At 38.2% G+C, this 20,433-nt stretch carries 24 protein-coding genes; all 24 read left to right on the top strand.

The window, feature by feature from the left end; translation table 11 throughout:
- The first annotated feature begins 32 nt into the window (after positions 1-32).
- The 24 genes from C3945_RS00840 to C3945_RS00725 all read left to right on the top strand — a co-directional run bounded on the left by C3945_RS00840 (position 33) and on the right by C3945_RS00725 (position 20,376).
- Positions 33-578: a YqeG family HAD IIIA-type phosphatase gene (locus C3945_RS00840; RefSeq protein ID WP_161877779.1), complete on the top strand. Its 546-nt coding sequence runs from the start codon at positions 33-35 to the stop codon at positions 576-578.
- On the top strand, positions 571-1,686 hold the full coding sequence (gene yqeH, locus C3945_RS00835) for a ribosome biogenesis GTPase YqeH (RefSeq protein WP_161877831.1): 1,116 nt from the start codon (positions 571-573) through the stop codon (positions 1,684-1,686). Before C3945_RS00840 ends, yqeH begins: the two co-directional genes overlap by 8 nt.
- A 30-nt stretch (positions 1,687-1,716) precedes the next feature.
- Positions 1,717-2,034: a ribosome assembly RNA-binding protein YhbY gene (yhbY, locus tag C3945_RS00830; protein WP_161877778.1), complete on the top strand. Its 318-nt coding sequence runs from the start codon at positions 1,717-1,719 to the stop codon at positions 2,032-2,034.
- A 45-nt stretch (positions 2,035-2,079) separates the two neighbouring features.
- Complete coding sequence (locus C3945_RS00825) at positions 2,080-2,706, top strand: nicotinate-nucleotide adenylyltransferase (protein WP_237585436.1); 627 nt, start codon at positions 2,080-2,082, stop codon at positions 2,704-2,706.
- Positions 2,690-3,337: a bis(5'-nucleosyl)-tetraphosphatase (symmetrical) YqeK gene (gene yqeK / locus C3945_RS00820; protein WP_237585432.1), complete on the top strand. Its 648-nt coding sequence runs from the start codon at positions 2,690-2,692 to the stop codon at positions 3,335-3,337. The genes C3945_RS00825 and yqeK overlap by 17 nt, the downstream gene beginning before the upstream one ends.
- The gene (gene rsfS, locus C3945_RS00815; protein ID WP_161877776.1) at positions 3,318-3,677 is read left to right on the top strand and encodes a ribosome silencing factor; all 360 of its coding nucleotides are present in this window, start codon (positions 3,318-3,320) and stop codon (positions 3,675-3,677) included. The genes yqeK and rsfS overlap by 20 nt, the downstream gene beginning before the upstream one ends.
- On the top strand, positions 3,677-4,399 hold the full coding sequence (locus C3945_RS00810) for a class I SAM-dependent DNA methyltransferase (RefSeq protein WP_161877775.1): 723 nt from the start codon (positions 3,677-3,679) through the stop codon (positions 4,397-4,399). Before rsfS ends, C3945_RS00810 begins: the two co-directional genes overlap by 1 nt.
- A 62-nt stretch (positions 4,400-4,461) precedes the next feature.
- Entirely contained in the window at positions 4,462-5,667 is a 1,206-nt protein-coding gene (locus C3945_RS00805; protein ID WP_161877774.1) for a nucleotidyltransferase, read from the top strand.
- 102 nt (positions 5,668-5,769) lie between these two features.
- Positions 5,770-6,339: a YceD family protein gene (locus C3945_RS00800; protein WP_161877773.1), complete on the top strand. Its 570-nt coding sequence runs from the start codon at positions 5,770-5,772 to the stop codon at positions 6,337-6,339.
- 59 nt (positions 6,340-6,398) lie between these two features.
- Positions 6,399-6,578 (top strand): 50S ribosomal protein L32, encoded by a 180-nt coding sequence (gene rpmF, locus C3945_RS00795; protein ID WP_161877772.1) that lies wholly within the window; start codon positions 6,399-6,401, stop codon positions 6,576-6,578.
- Between the two features lie 141 nt (positions 6,579-6,719).
- Positions 6,720-7,094, top strand: a complete 375-nt coding sequence (locus C3945_RS00790) for a DUF3397 family protein (RefSeq protein ID WP_161877771.1) — start codon at positions 6,720-6,722, stop codon at positions 7,092-7,094.
- 185 nt (positions 7,095-7,279) lie between these two features.
- Positions 7,280-7,711 (top strand): division/cell wall cluster transcriptional repressor MraZ, encoded by a 432-nt coding sequence (gene mraZ, locus C3945_RS00785; protein WP_161877770.1) that lies wholly within the window; start codon positions 7,280-7,282, stop codon positions 7,709-7,711.
- 87 nt (positions 7,712-7,798) lie between these two features.
- A complete protein-coding gene (gene rsmH, locus C3945_RS00780) occupies positions 7,799-8,755 on the top strand; it encodes a 16S rRNA (cytosine(1402)-N(4))-methyltransferase RsmH (RefSeq protein ID WP_161877769.1) in 957 nt (318 codons plus the stop codon).
- Positions 8,756-8,779: 24 nt separating this feature from the next.
- Positions 8,780-9,181, top strand: a complete 402-nt coding sequence (gene ftsL / locus C3945_RS00775; protein WP_161877768.1) for a cell division protein FtsL — start codon at positions 8,780-8,782, stop codon at positions 9,179-9,181.
- Positions 9,178-11,364 carry a penicillin-binding transpeptidase domain-containing protein gene (locus C3945_RS00770; RefSeq protein WP_161877767.1) on the top strand — a complete coding sequence of 729 codons (2,187 nt, stop codon included), beginning with the start codon at positions 9,178-9,180 and terminating at the stop codon, positions 11,362-11,364. Before ftsL ends, C3945_RS00770 begins: the two co-directional genes overlap by 4 nt.
- A 36-nt stretch (positions 11,365-11,400) precedes the next feature.
- The gene (gene mraY / locus C3945_RS00765; RefSeq protein ID WP_161877766.1) at positions 11,401-12,363 is read left to right on the top strand and encodes a phospho-N-acetylmuramoyl-pentapeptide-transferase; all 963 of its coding nucleotides are present in this window, start codon (positions 11,401-11,403) and stop codon (positions 12,361-12,363) included.
- Between the two features lie 126 nt (positions 12,364-12,489).
- Positions 12,490-13,863: a UDP-N-acetylmuramoyl-L-alanine--D-glutamate ligase gene (gene murD / locus C3945_RS00760; RefSeq protein ID WP_161877765.1), complete on the top strand. Its 1,374-nt coding sequence runs from the start codon at positions 12,490-12,492 to the stop codon at positions 13,861-13,863.
- A 28-nt stretch (positions 13,864-13,891) separates the two neighbouring features.
- Positions 13,892-14,998: an undecaprenyldiphospho-muramoylpentapeptide beta-N-acetylglucosaminyltransferase gene (gene murG / locus C3945_RS00755; protein WP_161877764.1), complete on the top strand. Its 1,107-nt coding sequence runs from the start codon at positions 13,892-13,894 to the stop codon at positions 14,996-14,998.
- 24 nt (positions 14,999-15,022) lie between these two features.
- Entirely contained in the window at positions 15,023-15,859 is an 837-nt protein-coding gene (locus C3945_RS00750) for a cell division protein FtsQ/DivIB (protein WP_161877763.1), read from the top strand.
- Positions 15,860-16,163: 304 nt separating this feature from the next.
- Positions 16,164-17,477 carry a cell division protein FtsA gene (ftsA, locus tag C3945_RS00745; RefSeq protein ID WP_161877762.1) on the top strand — a complete coding sequence of 438 codons (1,314 nt, stop codon included), beginning with the start codon at positions 16,164-16,166 and terminating at the stop codon, positions 17,475-17,477.
- 31 nt (positions 17,478-17,508) lie between these two features.
- Positions 17,509-18,741, top strand: coding sequence for a cell division protein FtsZ (gene ftsZ, locus C3945_RS00740; protein WP_161877761.1), 1,233 nt, complete (start codon positions 17,509-17,511; stop codon positions 18,739-18,741).
- A gap of 29 nt (positions 18,742-18,770) precedes the next feature.
- Positions 18,771-19,250, top strand: coding sequence for a cell division protein SepF (locus C3945_RS00735; RefSeq protein ID WP_161877760.1), 480 nt, complete (start codon positions 18,771-18,773; stop codon positions 19,248-19,250).
- Positions 19,251-19,283: 33 nt separating this feature from the next.
- Positions 19,284-19,583: a YggT family protein gene (locus C3945_RS00730; RefSeq protein WP_202623255.1), complete on the top strand. Its 300-nt coding sequence runs from the start codon at positions 19,284-19,286 to the stop codon at positions 19,581-19,583.
- A 7-nt stretch (positions 19,584-19,590) separates the two neighbouring features.
- Positions 19,591-20,376 (top strand): YlmH family RNA-binding protein, encoded by a 786-nt coding sequence (locus tag C3945_RS00725; protein ID WP_161877759.1) that lies wholly within the window; start codon positions 19,591-19,593, stop codon positions 20,374-20,376.
- The last annotated feature ends 57 nt before the right edge of the window (positions 20,377-20,433 follow it).

The raw sequence follows: 20,433 nt of genomic DNA, 5'->3' as shown, positions 1-20,433 counted from the left end.
TAAAAAACAATAAAGACCAAAGGAGGAAGTGGATGCTGAACAGTTTTAAACCAACTTGGATGGTTGAATCCATTTACCAAATTACACCAGAAGAATTAAGGAAAGAAAACATTAAAGCCATATTGACTGATTTAGATAACACCTTGATTGCCTGGAATAATCCTGAAGCAACCGAAGAAACCATTCAGTGGATAGAGTGGATGAAAGAAAGCGGCATAAAGGTAGTTATTCTTTCTAATAATACAGATAAAAGAGTAGGCAAAGTGGCTAGTATTCTTGAACTTGATTTTATACCAAGTGCGATAAAACCATTTACTAAAGGGTTTAAAAGAGCATTTGAAGACTATCCTTATTCAAAAGAAGAATGGCTCATGGTAGGAGACCAAGTATTGACAGATATAAAAGGGGCTAATAATGCAGGAATTAAAAGCGTATTAGTTAAGCCTATTTTAGATTCTGATGCGTGGAATACGCGGTTTAATCGCTTTGTTGAACTCCGAATAATGAATATGCTCGTTAAGAGAAACCCGGAAATGAAATGGAGGAATTCTTTGCATGACGAACGAATCAATGAATGAAGAATTAATTTGTATAGGTTGCGGAGCGACGATTCATAGCGATGATCCTGATAAAGCAGGCTTTTTGCCTCAATCTGTTTTAAAAAAGAAAACAGCGGAAGATGACTTGTATTGTAAACGATGCTTTCGGTTAAGACATTACAACGAGCTTCACGATGTTGAGTTAACAGATGATGATTTTTTAAATATGCTCCATGAGTTGAATCAAGAGGATGCACTGATAGTAAACGTGGTTGACATTTTTGATTTTAATGGAAGTGTCGTTTCAGGTATTCAGCGATTTGCAGGGAACAATCCTGTTTTATTTGTAGCGAATAAGACAGATTTACTACCTAAATCCCTAAAGCAAGGAAAACTAAGGCAATGGATTACTGAACAAGCACACAGTTTTGGAATCAGACCAAAAAATGTTCATTTAATTAGCGCTCTAAGTAGACAATCAGTAGAAGCCTTTATGGAAGCTTTAGAAGAAGAAAGAGAAGGCAAGAGTGTTTATATTGTTGGGACGACAAATGTCGGGAAATCGACATTAATTAATCAAATCATTCAGATTGCCACTGAAGCAGAAAATACAATTACGACATCTTACTTCCCAGGTACAACCTTGGGTAAGATTGAAATACCTTTAGATGATAAGACCATGTTGGTTGACACACCAGGAATTATTCAGCGATCCCAATTGTCTTATTATCTTCTTCCAGAGGAATTGAAACTAGTGACTCCAAGAAAAGAAGTTAAACCACGGGGCTATCAATTAAATGAAGGTCAAACTGTCTTCTTTGGAGGTCTTGCTCGTTTTGACTACATTAGCGGTGAGGGCAATCAGCCATTTATCTTTTATGCAGCCAATGAACTGAATCTTCACCGGACAAAAACAGAAAAAGCTGATGAGCTCTACGACAAACATCTTGGTGAATTATTAACCCCACCACTAAAAGAGCGCAAAGAAGCATTTCCTAAACTTAGAAGGTATGAGTTTACAACTAAAGGAAAGTCTGATATTGTCTTCTCTGGCCTTGGATGGGTCTCGATTGACAAGACAAATACAAAAATAGCCGGATGGGTACCTGAAGGTGTAGACGTGACAATTAGAAAACAACTTATTTAATTGGTTGTTATTTTAGAAAAGAGGGCAAATATGAGTTTAACGGGTAAACAAAAACGATTTTTAAGAGCTCAGGCGAACGAACTGACTCCAGTTTTTCAAATTGGTAAAAATGGCTTGACTCAAGAAGTTGTCAATGAATTCGACGAGTCCATTGAGAAAAGAGAGCTAATGAAAGTTCAGCTGTTGCAAAACACTGATTTGACAACGACAGAAGCTGCGGCATTTATTGAAGCGCACTCTTCAATTCAAGTGGTTCAAAAAATAGGCAAAGTCCTTGTACTTTATAAACCATCGACTCAGGAGAAATATCAATGGTACTCATCCAGATTACCTAAAGTTAATGGTTAAACGATTAAAGGAAGGTGTTATAAAGTGAGTGAATACGTATCAGTTATTAGTGATCCTGAAGTGCTCACTGAAATAAAAAAAGTCGCTCCTGCAAAAAAAGTCGGTTTACTGGGTGGAACATTTAACCCTCCTCATGTCGGCCACTTAATTATTGCAGAGCAAGTTAGAGATCAATTAGGTTTAGACAAGATACTATTTTTGCCGTCTGCAGAACCTCCTCATAAACGTGAGAAGAAAACGATAGACTCTAAACATCGGTTGGCTATGCTTGAAAAAACGGTAATGGACAATGAAGCCTTCGAGATTGATACCATAGAGTTGCAAAGAGGTGGAAAGAGTTATACCTACGATACGATTGTGGCTTTAAAAGAACGTGAGCCAGATACTGAATTTTACTTTATTATTGGTGCAGATATGGTGGAAGATCTTCCAAATTGGCATAATATTGAAGAGTTAGTATCTTTAGTTCAACTAGTAGGTGTGAATAGACCGAATTTCACAACAGAATCTCCCTATCCTGTCATTATGGTGGATGTACCAGATATTGATATCAGTTCAACAATCATCAGACAAAAAGTATTAGATGACTGTTCCATCCGCTATTTAGTCACTCAGGAGACCGAAAAGTATATTGAAAGTGAAAGGTTATATAAGGATGAAGAAAAAGAATAAAGTGAATGGAACAATTAAGTACACGGGTAAATACATCCAATTATCGAGAGATGAATTGATGGATACGATGGATCAGTCGATGAGTAGCCGCCGCTTTAAACACGTTCAACGAGTGGAGAAAACAGCATTAGAGCTAGCCGAACGGTATGGTGTAGAGAAAGAGAAGGTCAGTATAGCAGCCTTAGCACATGACTATGCCAAAGAAAGACCAGATGAAGAAATGCGTGACTTAATCATTAGTGAAAACCTGGACTTGGACATGCTCCAATTTGGCACCAATATTTGGCACGGCCCCATTGGAGCTGTATTGATGAGGAACGAGTTTGGGCTTGAAGAGGAAGATATTTTTGAGGCCATTGCCTATCACACGATTGGTTCTCCAGAAATGAAAGAGGTCGCTCAAATTATATATGTCGCTGATTTCATTGAGCCAAAACGAGCCTTTAAGGGTGTTGATTTAGCTCGTGAGTTAGCTGATAAAGATTTGAGACAAACAATCGCGTATATATCGAGCCATACGTTGTCACATTTATTAAGAAGAAAAAACAAAATATACCCAAGAGCTATTGAGACATATAATGCTTGGGCAGTATCACATAAGGAGGAACATAATGACTCATTCGTCTATTGAAGTATTAGAATACGTAATCAAAGCCGCAGATTCAAAAATGGCACAAGATGTATTGGCACTTGACATGAAAGAGGTCTCTTTTTTGGCCGATTATTTTGTCATCATGCATGCCAATAATGATAGACAATTAGATGCTATCGCTCAAAGCATTATAGATGCAGCACACGAGGCCAACCAACCGATTAAACGCATTGAAGGAAGAAACAGTGCGAAGTGGATTCTAGTTGATTTAGGTGACGTAATTATTCACTTGTTTAATCAGGAAGAGCGTGATTTTTACAAATTAGAAAGACTGTGGTCTGACGCTGAGCAAGTAGACATTAGTGGCTGGTTGGATTAATGACTTATAACTGGTTCGCCAAAGTTTATGATGAATTAATGGATGACAGTTTGTATGATCAGTGGAGTGAGTATACTTTGTCTTATGTGCCAAAAGGAGCATCCTTGTTGGAGTTAGGATGTGGAACAGGTATATTGGGTTTAAAACTTAAAACAAGTGGCTACAATGTAACGGGATTGGATTTGTCGGAGGATATGTTAAGTATCGCATATGATCGCCAAATGAATCAGGGGTCCACATTTCCTCTTATCCATAGAGATATGAGAGATCTCTCCGATTTACCTACCTATGATAGCATCGTCTGTTATAGCGATGCCCTGTGTTACATGGATAATAAAACAGATTTACTAGCTGTCTTTAAAGAAGCTTATAAGCATCTTAATGACATCGGATTATTTTTATTTGATGTCCATTCTGTGTATCAAATTAAGCAGTACTTAGCCACTTCATTCCATGCAGAGACGTCTGATATTGTGTTCATGTGGGATAGTTACGAAGGCGAACATGATCATTCTGTCGAACACGACTTGACCTTCTTCGTAGAAAATAAGGACGGTCTTTATGAACGCTTTGAAGAAGTGCATAAAGAAAGAACTTATCCCATTGAAGACTATTTAGAGCTATTGAATCAAAGCGGCTTTACTGATATAGAAGTCACGGCTGATTTTGGACAAACGGTTCAATCTGACAGCAAACGTCTATTTTTTGCGTGTAAAAAGTAACCCTTTGCTTAAGCCTAAAGAGTGATGGTGGTAGTATGAGAGACTGCATGAAGGAGGCGACTATGAAAGCGTGTGGAGTGATAGCTGAATACAATCCTTTCCATAATGGTCATGCCTATCAATTAAAGAAGGCAAAAGACCGATCAGGTGCAGAGGTCATGGTTGTTGTTATGAGTGGCAATTTTCTTCAACGCGGAGAGCCTGCTATGCTTAATAAATGGGTAAGAGCTCAATTGGCTTTGCAACATGGTGCTGATTTAGTAGTTGAATTACCTATTGAATATAGTGTGCAGCCAGCGGATTTCTTTTCAAAAGGGTCGGTTGCCATACTTGATTTATTAAAGTGTGACACGCTCAGCTTCGGAAGTGAAACAGGTTCCGGAGCTGATTTTTATGAAGCTGCTCGACAATATTTAGAACATGAAGATACACTGGATGAACAATTTAAAAACCATTATCAACAGCAATCGACCTATGCTCACACAATGGGAGTTATCATTAAGCAAATTATTCCTGACTTTCCTATTGATTTAAATCAGCCGAATAATATGTTGGGGTTTTCTTATGCGAGAGAAGTCATCAAGCAAAACAGTGGGATGGACTTGCTGACTATTCAAAGGAAAGGTAGTCAGCATAGTGACAAACGTATCGCTCGTCATGACCAGACCGCCAGTGGAACAGCTATCCGACAAGCCGCATTGAGTCAACAACCAGTTTGGGAAGATATAGCAGCTGTTGTGCCGAATGAAACCCTTCACGAACTAAAGACCAACCGCTTGATCTCATGGGATGACTTTTTTGCTTATTTAAAATACACAATCACTGTCACTCCGTTAGAGGAATTGGCTGACGTTTATCTAATGGAAAAAGGACTGGAATACCGACTTAAGAAAGTCGTTGCCCATTCATTTAGTATGGAAGAGTTTTTAACAAAGCTGAAAACAAAACAATTGACTTGGGCAAGGTTGCAAAGGTTGTGTGTGTATATTTTGTTAAAGCAATCCAAACAAAGTGTCTTAAGCAAGGTGAATGACGTCAGAGGCTTAAGGGTACTCGGTTTTACTTCGAAAGGGCAGCAACACTTGAGTCAAATAAAGCATGAATCATCCGTTCCGTTTATTACTAATGTTAACCAAAAAACGAGTGAACAGATGGACTTGACTATTTTGGCTGGCAATGTGTATCAATTAGCCGACCAAAAATCAATAAAGAGTCAAGATTATAAGCGAAAACCTATTAAATTTATTGACATTCATCCCTCTTACTAGTATAATAATTTTTGTTGCCCAAGTAAGAGGCTAACCGAAACATAGATAGCCATCCTTGCTGATAACCATTTGTTTTAAGTATGATCAACCTGAGGTGAAATCATGAAAATTAAATGGGCATTAAATGAATTGAAGAAATATCAAGGTGATTCCCTATCATTGAATGGGACGATTGATTTGGAACAATCATTAAAAAAGCGCGATAGCGAATTATTATCTGTTAATCCTGTTGAATTGAATGGAACGATAAAAGTCGAACAACATTCCGTCTTTTTGGTAAATCTGACTGTTTCTACTCAGATTACCTTACCGTCATCCCGCTCACTTGAACCAGTGGAAACTCCCTTAAATTTTTTCTTTTCAGAAATATATCTGGGACCAGAATCCTCTGTTCAACCCGAACAGTTTGAAGACGACGAGATTGTAGAGCAATTGTCTGATCCGATACTTGATTTGAGGAAGCCTCTTGAAGATGCTATCTTAACCAATAAACCGACTCAAGTATTTACTGAAGAGGAACTAAAATCCAATCAATTGCCTAGCGGTAAGAATTGGAAAGTCCTGACAGAAGACATATACGAAGAGAAAGCTTTTCATTCCAATGATGAAGAAGGCGATCCTCGTTTTGCTGCACTGAAAAATTTGTTTCCTGAAGAAGATAACGAAAATTAATTGACAATAATGATATGTGAATCCCAGAATCGAATCCTTTTAAGGAGGTGTGTTGGAAAATGGCAGTACCTAAAAGAAGAACATCTACTACTAGAAAAGCAAAAAGACGTACTCATTTAAAATTGGACCTTCCAAACATGAGTGATTGTCCAAATTGTGGTGAAGTGAAACGTAATCACCATGTTTGTCCATCTTGTGGATTTTACGCAGGTAAAGAGGTAGTAAGCAAAGAAGGATAATACTAACTCATTCATTGATATGCCTTTGGCAGATTTCAATTGAGTTCAAAAAGTGTTTGTGGCTATTGCCATGAACACTTTTTCTGTTATTATATGGAAGAAACTATAGTCTGCTTTGTACATAGAAATGGAAGTGAATCTATGAATATTATAACTGAGAGTGGAATGATTCTCCTGTTTTATATTATTCCTTATATCGTGCTCTTGTTTTCCAAAAAGATAAATCGTCAATTTCGCCTGCTTCATTTGTCAGTTAGAGTCGTGGACCTTCTGATTCCTTATTTGTTCATCATGCTGATGATCATTGGAAATATCGCTTTAGAACGCAATATCATTCCCCACTTGATTATATTACTATCCATTCCCGGCATCCTAATGGCCACTTATTTTACATTTAAAACACAAACGCTTACGTTTTATTTGTTTTTTCGTAAGTGGTGGCGAGTGGTGTTTCTTATTCTTATAACACTCCATCTATTTGGATCAGGATGGTTACTCATGAATTACCTCATTTAGTTTAAAATAGGAACCATCAATCACTTGCTGCTCGCATGGTGATTGGTGGTTCTTTTTTTAAAGGAAACGCTTGTTCCTATGCAGTTTTCTTAGGTTACAGTTGTGTGTTATTTTCTAAAATGCGGTGGTGGAAAGTGGTGGAATGTGGTAGACTATGCCATATAAGTGGGGAAGGGGGCAATGACATGTTATTAGGCGAGTATAAACATTCAGTTGATGCTAAAGGACGTTTAATAATTCCTTCCAAATTCAGAGATGATTTGGGGGAACGATTCATTGTAACCCGCGGGCTGGACGGTTGTTTGTTCGGCTACCCATTGAAAGAGTGGGAAGTTTTAGTAGAAAAACTAAAGCAACTCCCATTAGCAAAAAAAGAATCCAGAACCTTTACTCGATTTTTGTATTCTGCAGCAACAGAGTGCTCATTAGATAAACAAGGAAGAATCAATATACCGAATACACTTATTGGACATGCAGAACTAATTAAAGGCTGTTACATTATCGGCGTTTCTGATCGTATTGAAATATGGAGCGAAGAGCGATGGACAGCATTTGCAGACGATGCCGATAAAACCTTTGAGGACATTGCTGAAGAAATGATTGATTTTGGGTTCTAATTCATCACCTTTAAAAGGAACACTAAGATAAAAACAAGAAGTTAATAAATAAACTAAAAAAGAAATGAATAAAAAGGGGGACTAGATGTGTCGGAATTCAATCACGAAACTGTACTGCTCCATGAAACGGTTGACGGTTTAAATATTAAACCTGACGGCATTTATGTTGACGGCACATTAGGTGGAGCAGGGCACAGTGCTTTAATTTTAAGCCAGTTAAATGATAAAGGTCACTTATATGCGTTTGATCAAGATATATCAGCTATTGAACATGCAAAAATAGTACTGAAAGAGGAAGTAGAAAAAGGCAAAGTAACCTTTATTCATTCTAATTTCCGTTACCTAAAAGAATCGTTGAAAAAGCACGGTGTAACAAAAATAGATGGGATTCTTTACGACTTAGGGGTATCCTCTCCACAACTAGACATCACTGAACGCGGATTTAGTTACCATAACGATGCAGCCTTAGACATGAGAATGAATCAAGAGCAGCAATTATCAGCTCGTACGGTGGTGAATGAGTGGGACTTTAACGATTTAGTGCGAATATTTTTCCGCTATGGAGAAGAGAAGTTTTCCAAACAGATAGCTAGAAAAATCGAAGCAAGAAGAGAAGTTGAGCCCATTGAAACCACACAAGAATTGGTTGAGATAATAAAGGACGCGATACCAGCTCCTGCACGACGCAAAGGCGGCCATCCGGCCAAACGTACCTTTCAAGCGATTAGAATCGCAGTAAACGATGAATTAGGAGCATTAGAAGCGTCTCTTGAAGAAGCAATTGCTTTATTAGCTATTAATGGGCGTTTGAGTGTCATCACTTTCCATTCTCTCGAAGATCGTATAGTAAAGCAACTCTTCAAAAGCTACTCTCAACTGCCTGACTTGCCAAGAGGCTTACCTGTCATACCTGATGAGTATCAACCACTTTTAAAGCTCATTAATAGGAAGCCAATCTTACCTAATGCAGAAGAATTAGAAGCCAATAACAGGGCAAGAAGTGCGAAACTGCGTATAGCAGAAAAGCAAAAGGAAATAGACTAGAAAAAAAGAAGGAGAGCATTAAACATGATGAATGATAATTTAGCACGCCAACTCGTCAATGAGGCAGAACCTTTAACAGCTCAACCGTTACGAGAACCTTCTATAACTCCCTCAGGTGAACCTAAAAAAGGTCAGAAGACTAAACCCATACATAAGGTTTTTACGCAGTTAGAAATAGCTGTATTAAGTCTGTTTGGCATCATTTTATTAGCGATTGCAGTCGGGCACATCGCCTTATCCATGCAATTATCCACTATGAATCGAACCATTCAAGATCTTGAAACACAAGCTGTAACCGTTCAAATTCAAAATGAAAACTATGAACAAAAAATTCATGAACTGTCTAGATACGACAGAGTTTACTCCATCGCAAAGGATCACGGACTGGAGATGAACGAGGAACAAATTAGGAATGTATTTAAATGAAAAAGTGGCAAAAAAAGGTTAAGGAAACAAAACCTCTTAGAAACCGGAAATATATGGCCATTGTTTTATATGTTGTGAGCATTCTCTTGTTTTTAAGTGTGTTTTTCCGTTTTACCTGGATTATGGTAAAAGGGGAAGTGAATGGGGAAAACTTAGAACAAAATGTCCAGCGTTTGTATACACGCAATACGGTTCTCCCTGCTAAAAGAGGCACTATTTATGATACAAATGGTAATCCTATAGCTCTGGATGCCACAACCTATAAGATGATTGCCGTGTTAACGGACGAGTGGTCAACACCAAATAGACCGATTCATATTGAAGAGGCGAATGAGGTTGCTTCTGTACTGGCGAAGCACATATCGATGAGTGAAGAAGAACTTTTGGATAGATTAACTCGTGATAACAACCAAGTCGAATTTGGTAAAGCAGGAAATAATTTAACTTATGAAGTCATGAGTACGATTAAGGAAGAATTGGAAGAAAAAGAATTAACAGGTATTACCTTTGAAGAGAAACAAAGTCGCTTTTACCCTAATGGTATTTTTGCTTCTCACACGATTGGTCTGGCTCAACAAAACAATGACGATGAAGAGGTAAAGGATAAGAAATTAGAGGGTATACTGGGGCTGGAAAAGGAATTCGATGATACCTTGAGTGGTCAGAATGGTTGGATGAAGTACCAACGTGATCGATTTGGTTATGTCATACCAGGGCAAGATATTGAACAACAAGATCCAATAGATGGTCAGGATATCCATTTAACCATTGATCGACGCCTTCAAATATTTTTGGAAAGCATCATGTCAGAAGTGGAAGAGATGCACGAACCTGTGGCTATGACAGCTAACTTAATGAATGCAAAAACGGGTGAGATATTAGCCAGTTCTCAACGTCCAACATTTAATCCGATTACTAAAGAAGGTATTGAACAGTCATGGCAAAACATGTTAGTAGAGTATGCTATAGAACCAGGATCAACTATGAAAGTCATGACTTTAGCTGCAGCTATACAAGAAGGGACGTTTCGTCCGTATGATTATTTTAAATCTGGACGGATTGAAGTAGCTGGAGGTCTCGTTCGAGATGTTAATCGAGACGGATGGGGCACCATTACTTATTTAGAAGGCCTGGCGAGATCTAGTAACGTCGGATTTGTACACATGATTGAAGAAATGGGTCACGATACATGGAAGACTTATTTGGATGATTTTGGCTTTGGCACACGTACTGGTATATCTCTCCCGAATGAAACTACGGGAAGCAATCCTTATGAATGGCCATTGCAACGTATCAATACAGGCTTTGGTCAAGGGATAACCGTAACTCCAGTTCAAATGTTGAGAGCATTTTCTGCTATTGCGAATGGCGGGAAAATGGTTGAGCCCCATTTAGTCAGCAAATTGTCTAATACAGCCACTGGCGGTGTCCAAGAAACAAAAGTAAATGAAACAGAGACATTGATTACTAAAGAAACGGCTGACAAAACACTTGAATATCTTAAAGAGACAGTATACAGTGAAGAAGGTAATGCGAAAGGCTTTGAGATAGAAGGACATATAACGGCAACCAAAACAGGAACTGCACAAATAGTTGATCCAGAAACTGGAAAATATATAGCCGGTGGGTCAGACTACCTCTATTCCGTTGTCGGAATGGCGCCTTTGGATGACCCTGAATTAATATTATATGTAACAGTTCAGCAGCCGAAATTAAATGGTACCTTCCATGGCTCTCAAGTCGTTCAAAAAATATATAATCCATTTATGAAACGTGCTTTGGAGTATGTTGTCAATGAGGGAAGCTCATCTGCGCAAACTGAAATCGAAGGAAATAAAATGGAAAATGTCGTTCAAGAGGATACTCAATCAGTGATACAGCAGTTTACCCAAGAAGGTAAAGTGTTTGAGGTGATTGGTTCTGGCGATACCATTGTTCAACAATTTCCACTTCCAGACTCTTCAGTGAACGATTCGTATCGAATCATGCTTTTAACAAATGGTGCGATGACTTTGCCTGATTTGACTGGGTGGTCTAGAAGCGATGTATTAAGACTGGCCGAATTGACTGGCATAAATGTCAGCTTTGAGGGAGAAGGGTATGTTAGTGAACAGAGTCTGTCCCAAAATGCATACATTGAAACGGGGATGGAACTGTTCATCACTCTAAGTCCACCGCAGTAACATTATATTTTGCTATGCAATAGAAAGGAATAGTCTATGGAACAAACGAATCTTTTCTATCCATTTTTACTGGGTGGGTTAGTGACAGCCGGTTTAATGCCAGCTGTTATCAATTATTTTAAGAGAAAGCAATTAGGACAAATAACGAAAGAAAAAGGTCCGACGTGGCATGGTGTTAAATCAGGTACGCCAACTATGGGTGGAGTATCCATTCTTGTAGGGATTGTTTTTTCAAGTATACTATTCGCCTTGCTGTTTGATTATCATTCTGGAACGACATTATTATTGTCCTTTATATTTGTCGTCTATGCAGCTATTGGATTCGTTGATGATTATATAAAGGTCGTTATGAAGAGAAATTTAGGTTTAACAAGTCTTCAGAAATTAATGGGACAAATCGTTGGTGCCGTCATCTTTTATTTTGGCTTAAATCAACTTATCGATTTGCAAACCGTTCAATTGCCGTTCGGTATTGAACTTGACCTTGGCATCTTTTATATTTTGTTTGTCTTATTTTGGATGGTGGGCTTTTCAAACGCAACAAATCTAACCGACGGAATAGATGGCTTATTGGCTTCGACTGGTTTTTTAGCTTATGGAGCATACACGGTTATTGCTATATGGCAATCTCAATATGACGTTGCACTATTTACATTATCTGCTATGGGAGCCTTGCTGGCATTCTTTCTATTTAATAAAAAACCGGCCAAAATTTTTATGGGTGATGTCGGATCTTTAGCTTTAGGCGCTGGCTTAGCTGGGGTATCCATTGTGTTGAATCAGGAATGGACTCTGCTGCTTATTGGTATAATCTTTGTTTTTGAAACGGCCAGTGTGATGATTCAAGTCACATCAATGAAAACAAGAGATAAACGCGTGTTTAAAATGAGTCCAATTCATCACCATTTTGAACTAGTCGGTTGGAGTGAATGGAAGATTGTTATCATCTTTTCCAGCATCACATTGATTGCATCACTACTTGTGTTACTAACTATTTAAATACCTCGAAAAACTGGTAGTAGCTTTCTGCTTCCAGTTTTTTTCAACTATATTGCGGTAAAAAGTCTATTAACCGCACCTTTTTATAAAAAAAAAGCGAAATCGACAAGATATAGAGGGAGATATATGAAAGCTATTCAGCAATTCAATAATACACACGTTCTCGTACTAGGCTTAGCTGTTAGTGGATACAGTGCAACTAATCTGTTATTAAAGCTAGGTGCAAAAGTAACCGTGAACGACTTTAAAAACTTAGACGATGATGATCAAGCTAACGAATTAAAAAGCCGCGGTGTCACCGTCGTTTCAGGGAGCCACCCGTTGGAGTTATTAGACCAACAGGTTGATTATATTGTTAAAAATCCAGGCATACCTTATAGCAATAGTCTATTAAGAGAAGCAATCAAACGGTCTATTCCTATTTATACAGAAATAGAATTGGCCTACTTGGTTTCTGAAAGCCCCATTGTTGCTATTACAGGAACCAATGGAAAAACGACAACAACTAAAATGATCGAAGCTGTGTTGGATGCTGAGCGTTCATCTGGACAAGTGTATGCTGTAGGAAATATTGGTACACCTGCCAGTTTATTGACTCAAACATCTACTAGTGAAGATGACATTGTTATGGAAGTATCCAGTTTCCAATTGATGGGTACGGAACAATTTAAACCACACATTGCCATTATTTTAAACATTTATTCCGCTCATCTTGATTATCATAAAACGAGAGATGAGTATGTTAAAGCTAAATTAGCAATTACTAAAAATCAGACAGAAGCCGATGTTCTTATTTATAACGCGGATCAATCCGAATTGTCTGACTGGGTAATGAACAACAGTAAAGCCAAACGGCTCCCTTTTTCCAGAAAAAAACAACTGGAAACCGGAGTATATTTGAAGAACAATACTATCGTCTTTAATGGGGAAACGGTCATGAAAGTGGCTGACGTGACTATACCTGGCGAACACAACTTGGAGAATGCACTGGCAGCTATCGCCGTTGCAAAATTAAAAGGCGTGACTAACGAGACAATTCGTAAAGTGTTTAATCAGTTCAAAGGTGTCCCTCATCGTATGCAATATGTTGATCAAGTATATGGACGAGATATTTATAACGATTCAAAGGCAACCAATACATTAGCAACCGTTCATGCGTTGAAAGGTTTCAATAAACCACTCGTGCTAATTGCAGGCGGACTTGATAGAGGAGAGACCTTCCAAGATTTAATGCCCGTTTTATCAGAGCGAGTAAAAGGATTGGTAACCTTTGGAGAGTCTGCAGCTAAACTCGCTGAAGTGGCTAAGCAAGCAGGTGTAAATCAAGTTGTTGAAGTTAAAACAGTAAGAGAAGCCACACAAGCTGCCTTTCAATTAAGCGAAGAAGGAGACACCATTCTTCTCTCGCCGGCTTGTGCAAGTTGGGATCAATATGATAACTTTGAGTTAAGAGGAAATGACTTCCTTGAACAAATTGAACGAATAAAACAGGAGAACTGAGGAGGATAGGCACACGCGTGCATCAGCCATGAAAATATTAGTAACTGGCGGCGGAACAGGTGGACACATTTATCCTGCTCTTGCTTTAATCGAACGAATAAGTGACCTTCATAGCAATACAGAATTTTTGTATGTAGGAACGGAAAGAGGCTTGGAAAGTCGCATAGTTCCTCGTCACGGTGTTCCATTTACAGCCATTAACGTAGAAGGGTTTAAGAGAGACCTATCTTTCGCTGGACTGAAATATAACTTAAAAACAGTGAGGTTATTCTTGTCATCTATGAGTAAAGCAAAAAAAATCATTAAAGACTTTAAGCCGGATGCGGTTATAGGAACAGGTGGCTATGTTAGTGCACCGGTCTGTTATGCAGCGTCTAAATTATCTATACCGACGATTGTTCATGAACAAAATAGTGTAGCAGGAGTAACGAATAAATTCCTGGCCAAACATGTTTCTGCTATTGCTGTTGGTTTCCAAGAAGCCATTAATCAATTTAAAGGCAATGAACACAAGGTGCATTTTACTGGAAATCCCAGAGCTCAAGAAGTGGCTTTACTTGAGAAAACAGATATCTTGAATCAATATAACTTAGATCCTTCGAAAGAGACAGTAGTTTTTTTTGGAGGAAGTAGAGGCGCTCAAAAAATAAATGAAGTCGTAACAGACAGTATGAGCGAATTAATTAAACGACCATACCAGATATTATTCGTCACTGGAGAAGACCATTATGAAAAAGTAGCTAAAGAGATTGGCGAATTAGATTCCAAACGAATAAAAGTTGTACCCTACATCAATCAGCTGCCAGAAGTCTTTGCCTCGGTCTCTTTGGTAGTATGTAGAAGTGGTGCGACGACCCTATCAGAAATTACGTCATTGGGTGTACCAAGTATCTTGATTCCCAGTCCATTTGTAACTGAAGATCACCAGACAAAAAATGCCCAAAGTCTGGAAGTAGCGGGAGCAGCAAGATTAATTAAAGAAGATAGTTTAAATCCAACAACATTATTAAACGAGTTAGATGATTTGATGTTAAATGAAGATAAGCGGGTTGTTATGGCGACGGAATCGAAAAAGTTAGGCAAGCAAAACGCATCAGATTTACTAATCAAATTAATTGTAGAAACGATCCGTTAGAGTCTATAGAAATAGGAGTTAAGTATGGGTAAAGTAGGGGATAAAATCGCTTTTACTAGCGATTATAAAGAAAATGACAATAGAAAAAACAGCTCCTCTAGCAAAGGCACGCATTCGGATAAAAAAAGGATCGGAAAATGGCTAGTTATTATGGCTATTTTTTTAATCAGTATAGGTTTGTCCCTTTATGTTATATCACCTTACAGTTTAGTTGAAGAAGTGACAGTCGAAGGAACGAATGAAGTGTATGTCCAAGACGTACTAGATGCAAGTCTAATCAGTTCGGGGGGCTCACTTTGGCAAGAATACGTAAATAAAGGAGAAGCCGAAAAACGAATTGTAGAGGAAAATCCCCAAGTGTCAGATGCAAAGATAACCCTATCTGGACTTCAGGAGATCACCATTACAATAGATGAATATGACGCAGTAGCTTATTTGTTACATGATAATCGCTACAGCAAAATTCTAGAAAATGGTGTCATTCTAGACGAGGTGATTCCAAGACCAGATTCTAAGCAAGCCATATTGAGTGGATTTAGTGAGGGACCTGAGTTGGATCGAATCCTTGAACTGTATCCTGAAGTGGACGAGCAAGTAAAAATGATGATTTCTGAAATTGAACACATCAATGATGCTGAGAATCCTTTACTTATTCGTTTGTTTATGACTGATGGAAATCAGGTAACTGCATCCATTCCTACCTTTCCTGAACGGATTAATTACTACCCTGATATGGTTGAAGCTGTAAATGGTGTGAAAGGAACGTTCGATTTAGAAGCAGGAGCATTTTTTGTTCCATTTGAAAGTGAAGAAGCAAGTTTGGAACTAGAAGAATTTGATGAATCCGAAGACGAAGAATAATAACCTTAGCTGTTGTATGCTGTTGCTCCAAAAATAGTTAAGGTTTCTGGACTGCTCCTTGAGTAAATATCTCTAGAAAAAGGCGGGAAAGATGTAAATAAAGCGAATATGTACGAATAGCTTTACTTTGTTACACAATAGTAATTGAATTAAACGGATAAATCACTAAAGACTATTCATTATACCTAAGCATTTATGGTAAAATGAGAATTGTCAACAGTAAAAAAATAAGCAGCTCTTCTCTTATGTATAAGTGTTTAGACTAGAGAAAGAATTGCCAGTGTAGACAGGAGGTTTCAATAAATTGAAAGATGGGATTTATACCAGTTTGGATATTGGAACCACTTCGATAAAAGTCATTGTTTCTGAAGTATTAAATGGTCAGATGAATGTTATTGGAGTCGGCAGTGAACGGTCAAATGGTATCAATAAAGGGTTAATCATAGATATAGATGAAACAGCTCAATCAATTAGTAAAGCAGTAAAACAGGCAGAAGAAAAATCAGGCTTGACTATTGCTTCATTAATAGTGGGTGTACCAGCCTTAAATATTGACATTAGTCCATTTCATGTTGTAAGTGCTATTGAGCATTCGGGACAGGAAATAAATGAATCCGTACTAAAAAAGATGATCGGTCATATAGTAAATAAAAAAATTGCATCCGACAAGACGCTTCTATCCGTCATGATAGAAGAGTTTATAGTGGATGGTTTCGATGGCATCAAAGATCCCAGAAAGATGGTCGGTGAGCAAATCGAGCTGTATGGAACAGCATTATCTGTATCAAAAACGGTTCTTCACAACATTAAAAGAAGTGTTAATAATGCAGGTTATGCAATAGATGACTTGATTTTCCAACCTAAAGGGATGTCTGAATTAGTGATGTCAGAAGATGAACGAGGCTTTGGCACGGTTCAAATTGACTTGGGTGGCGGTCAAACAACGGTATCAGCTGTTCATGATCACCAAGTTAAATTCTCTTCTGTCATAAAAGAAGGCGGAAGCAATATAACTAAAGATATTTCTGTAGTATTAAATACATCTATAAAAAATGCAGAGAGGCTAAAGCGCGAAGTCGGCTATGCGTTTGTAGGAAACGAAGAACCAGAAAACGACCAAAACATATCAATAGATGTAGTTGGTCAGGATCACACTATAAAAGTGAAAGAATCGTATATAGCTGAGATTATTGAAGCTCGCTTAGCTCAAATATTCGAACAGGTAAAAGAAGAGCTGGATGATATAGGCGCACTTGATTTGCCTGGTGGAATTGTTCTAACAGGAGGGACCTCAGCTATACCTAAGTTAACAGACTTAGCTGAAGAGATTTTCAATGTGAACATCAAAACGTACATACCTGATTTTATGGGTGTTCGTTATCCATCCTTTACCAATGCGATAGCGTTAGTCTTTTATAAAGCAAACATGGATGATATTCACCAAGTGATGAATCAATTAATATTGTTTGGTGACATCTCACCGGTGTCAAGCAGTGCACCAACTAATTATTCTCCAGCAAAGGTAGAACATAAACAAGATTCAACCCATCAAAATGAAACGAAAAACAAGTCATTTATGGATAGTATAAAACAGTTATTTGGTAGTTTTTTTGACTGACTATTGATAAGTTATAACAGGAGGAAAAAGAATGGATTTAGAATTTGATTCCGTTAGACACAATGGAGCCGTATTAAAAGTAATCGGTGTTGGCGGTGCTGGTGGAAATGCTGTAAATAGAATGATCGCTGATGATGTTCAAGGTGTTGAGTTTATTGTTGCTAACACAGATTTACAAGCATTAGATATGATGAATGCTGAGACAAAAATTCAATTAGGGCCAAAGTTAACTCGTGGTTTGGGTGCTGGAGCTAATCCTGATGTGGGAAGAAAATCAGCTGAGGAAAGTGAAGAAGCTATTGCTGAAGCACTTAAGGGCGCTGACATGGTCTTTGTAACTGCTGGTATGGGTGGCGGAACGGGAACAGGTGCTGCTGGTATCGTAGCAAAAGTTGCAAAAGAACAAGGGGCATTAACAGTAGGGGTTATTACTCGACCGTTTACCTTTGAAGGACCTAAGAAAGGCCGCTTTGCTGCTGAAGGTATCGCTGCTATGCGTGAACACGTTGATACCTTAGTTACGATTTCTAATAATAAGTTACTTGAAATCGTCGACAAGAAAACCCCTATGATGGAAGCGTTCAGAGAAGCTGATAATGTCCTTAAACAAGGTGTTCAAGGAATATCTGATCTCATTACGAACCCTGGTTACGTTAACTTAGATTTCGCAGACGTGAAGACAGTCATGGAAAATCAAGGTTCTGCTTTAATGGGTATCGGTACGGCAACAGGTGAGAACAGAACAGTAGAAGCAACCAAAAAAGCCATTTCTTCACCATTATTGGAAATCTCACTTGATGGAGCAGAAAATGTACTGTTAAATATTACTGGTGGGTCAGACTTAACTTTATTCGAAGCACAAGATGCATCTGATATTGTTTCTGCGGCAGCTACAAGTGATGTGAACATCATATTCGGTACATCAATTAACGAAGACTTGGGCGACGAAGTTATTGTAACAGTCATCGCTACAGGTATAGACGCTGAGAAGAAAACAGCAACTAAAAAGAGCGAGCCTAGTAAAGTAAAGGCCGGCAAAAAAACGAGTACAGATTCAGTGAAATCAAATGATCCATTTGGTAACTGGGATATTAGAAAAGAACCTAATTTAAGAGACAGACACAATGCCGATTTAGATGACATTGTTGAAAACAAAAAAGATAATGCTTCCGGGGATCTTTTCTCAAGAGAAGACGCATCATCTACTGATGCAAGTGAAGAAGAAATGGATACACCACCTTTCTTCAGAAGACGTCGTAAATAAGTAGTAACTGACGGAAAGGAAGAGTGACTATGAGTATCAAACAGAAATTTAACGATTACTTTTCTTTGAATGATACAGATACTGATAATGAAGAAGAAGTAGTGGTTGAAAAGCCAGTAAAAAAAGAGAAAAAGAAAGCAGCTGAATCGATGTCGACACCGTCATATACCTATAATGAACAAAAACCGGTTGGAGGTCAGAATGTTGTTGCTATCAATCAGTCTCAGGCTATGAAAAAACCTAAAATTAAAATTATGGAGCCGCGACTGTATTCTGATGCTCAAGCCATTGCGGATGTATTACTAAACAATCAGTCTGTCGTATTAAATTTCAGAAGAATGGAAAAAGAGCAAGCTAAAAAGATGATCGATTTCTTAATGGGCACCACTTATGCAATTAAGGGCGATATTCAACGCTTAGGTGATGAGATATTCATGTGCACACCGCAGTCTTTTGAAGTGGACGGAACAGATTTACAAGCTATAAAAAATAACGATTATAGTTTCTAATTATAATTTTAGAACGGAGATACGAAAAACAAGATGATAGTCTCAATACTTCAAGTTATTCAAAACCTAGTCATGCAAGGGCTAGTTCTGTACCGCTATGCTCTCGTCATCTATTTCTTGCTATCATGGATGCCTGGTGGATATCAATCTGGAATCGGTCAATTTCTTACTCGGATTTGTGAGCCATACGTTAGTGTATTCAGACAATTCGTTCCACCGATAGGCATGATTAGTCTAGCTGGACTCGTTGCGTTTTTCGCATTGAATTTTATTGAATATGGTGTGGCAGCTGTCTTTAATATACTTTACAACTTATTAATGATTATTGGATGAGGTAGATATGGAAAATCTGTATCAACATTTTAGAGAAAATGAAAAACAGTTCATCGATCAAGTGTTGGATTGGTTGCATCAAGTTGAGTCTCACTATGCACCGTATTTATCACCTTTTTTAGATCCACGTGAACAGTATATTGTTGAATCATTATTAGGGCAATTTCCTGAAGTGGAGTCTAAAGGGTACGGAGGTTATGAAGCAGCCGAAAGAAAACGACTTTTTTTCTATCCACCATACTTTGAACCTCAACAGGATGACTTTCAAATTGAGATCGTAGAAGTCAGGTATCCCAAAAAGTTCGCAGAGTTATCCCACGGGAAAATTTTGGGAACCTTGATGGGTGCAGGAATTAAGAGAGAAACAATAGGCGATATTATTACTGATGGCGACAGATGGCAGTTTATTACAGAGACATCAATTATGCCATTTTTACTGACATCCGTTGAGAAGATTGGCAATATAGCCGTTCAACTTGAAGAAACACCCTATACCGATATTCTTATCCCTAAAGACACATGGGAAGAACATTCAGAAATCGTCTCATCACTACGTTTAGATACAGTGTTATCAGGTGTTTTCAATGTGTCCAGGCAACGCTCGAAAGAGTTAATCGCTGCTGGAAAAGTAAAAGTAAACTGGAATGAGACTGATAGGCCGGATGTCGTTTTAGATATCTATGATATTATCTCCATCAGGGGGTACGGCCGAATAAGAGTTCAATCAATAGAAGGTAAGACAAAAAAAGAAAAAATACGCTTAAACCTGGGTGTATTAGACAGAAACAAGTAGACTGATTTAGGCTTGACGCTTTTGTAAGAAAGCGGAGAGCCTGGAGCAGTTTAAACA

Origin of the sequence: Alkalibacterium sp. MB6, from assembly GCF_009935905.1 — a bacterium.
Taxonomy (GTDB): Bacteria; Bacillota; Bacilli; order Lactobacillales; family Carnobacteriaceae_A; genus Alkalibacterium.
The sequence above is the reverse complement of the archived record's forward strand: the minus strand, read 5'-3'. Positions and strand labels throughout refer to the sequence as shown.

What these genes read in the sequence shown, in the direction of transcription:
- C3945_RS00840 (WP_161877779.1), top strand. Translation starts at nt 33, where the DNA reads ATGCTGAACAGTTTTAAACCAACTTGGATGGTTGAATCCATTTACCAA.
- yqeH (WP_161877831.1), top strand. Translation starts at nt 571, where the DNA reads ATGAATGAAGAATTAATTTGTATAGGTTGCGGAGCGACGATTCATAGC.
- yhbY (WP_161877778.1), top strand. Translation starts at nt 1,717, where the DNA reads ATGAGTTTAACGGGTAAACAAAAACGATTTTTAAGAGCTCAGGCGAAC.
- yqeK (WP_237585432.1), top strand. Translation starts at nt 2,690, where the DNA reads ATGAAGAAAAAGAATAAAGTGAATGGAACAATTAAGTACACGGGTAAA.
- rsfS (WP_161877776.1), top strand. Translation starts at nt 3,318, where the DNA reads ATGACTCATTCGTCTATTGAAGTATTAGAATACGTAATCAAAGCCGCA.
- C3945_RS00810 (WP_161877775.1), top strand. Translation starts at nt 3,677, where the DNA reads ATGACTTATAACTGGTTCGCCAAAGTTTATGATGAATTAATGGATGAC.
- C3945_RS00805 (WP_161877774.1), top strand. Translation starts at nt 4,462, where the DNA reads ATGAAAGCGTGTGGAGTGATAGCTGAATACAATCCTTTCCATAATGGT.
- C3945_RS00800 (WP_161877773.1), top strand. Translation starts at nt 5,770, where the DNA reads ATGAAAATTAAATGGGCATTAAATGAATTGAAGAAATATCAAGGTGAT.
- rpmF (WP_161877772.1), top strand. Translation starts at nt 6,399, where the DNA reads ATGGCAGTACCTAAAAGAAGAACATCTACTACTAGAAAAGCAAAAAGA.
- C3945_RS00790 (WP_161877771.1), top strand. Translation starts at nt 6,720, where the DNA reads ATGAATATTATAACTGAGAGTGGAATGATTCTCCTGTTTTATATTATT.
- mraZ (WP_161877770.1), top strand. Translation starts at nt 7,280, where the DNA reads ATGTTATTAGGCGAGTATAAACATTCAGTTGATGCTAAAGGACGTTTA.
- ftsL (WP_161877768.1), top strand. Translation starts at nt 8,780, where the DNA reads ATGATGAATGATAATTTAGCACGCCAACTCGTCAATGAGGCAGAACCT.
- C3945_RS00770 (WP_161877767.1), top strand. Translation starts at nt 9,178, where the DNA reads ATGAAAAAGTGGCAAAAAAAGGTTAAGGAAACAAAACCTCTTAGAAAC.
- mraY (WP_161877766.1), top strand. Translation starts at nt 11,401, where the DNA reads ATGGAACAAACGAATCTTTTCTATCCATTTTTACTGGGTGGGTTAGTG.
- murD (WP_161877765.1), top strand. Translation starts at nt 12,490, where the DNA reads ATGAAAGCTATTCAGCAATTCAATAATACACACGTTCTCGTACTAGGC.
- murG (WP_161877764.1), top strand. Translation starts at nt 13,892, where the DNA reads ATGAAAATATTAGTAACTGGCGGCGGAACAGGTGGACACATTTATCCT.
- C3945_RS00750 (WP_161877763.1), top strand. Translation starts at nt 15,023, where the DNA reads ATGGGTAAAGTAGGGGATAAAATCGCTTTTACTAGCGATTATAAAGAA.
- ftsZ (WP_161877761.1), top strand. Translation starts at nt 17,509, where the DNA reads ATGGATTTAGAATTTGATTCCGTTAGACACAATGGAGCCGTATTAAAA.
- C3945_RS00735 (WP_161877760.1), top strand. Translation starts at nt 18,771, where the DNA reads ATGAGTATCAAACAGAAATTTAACGATTACTTTTCTTTGAATGATACA.
- C3945_RS00730 (WP_202623255.1), top strand. Translation starts at nt 19,284, where the DNA reads ATGATAGTCTCAATACTTCAAGTTATTCAAAACCTAGTCATGCAAGGG.
- C3945_RS00725 (WP_161877759.1), top strand. Translation starts at nt 19,591, where the DNA reads ATGGAAAATCTGTATCAACATTTTAGAGAAAATGAAAAACAGTTCATC.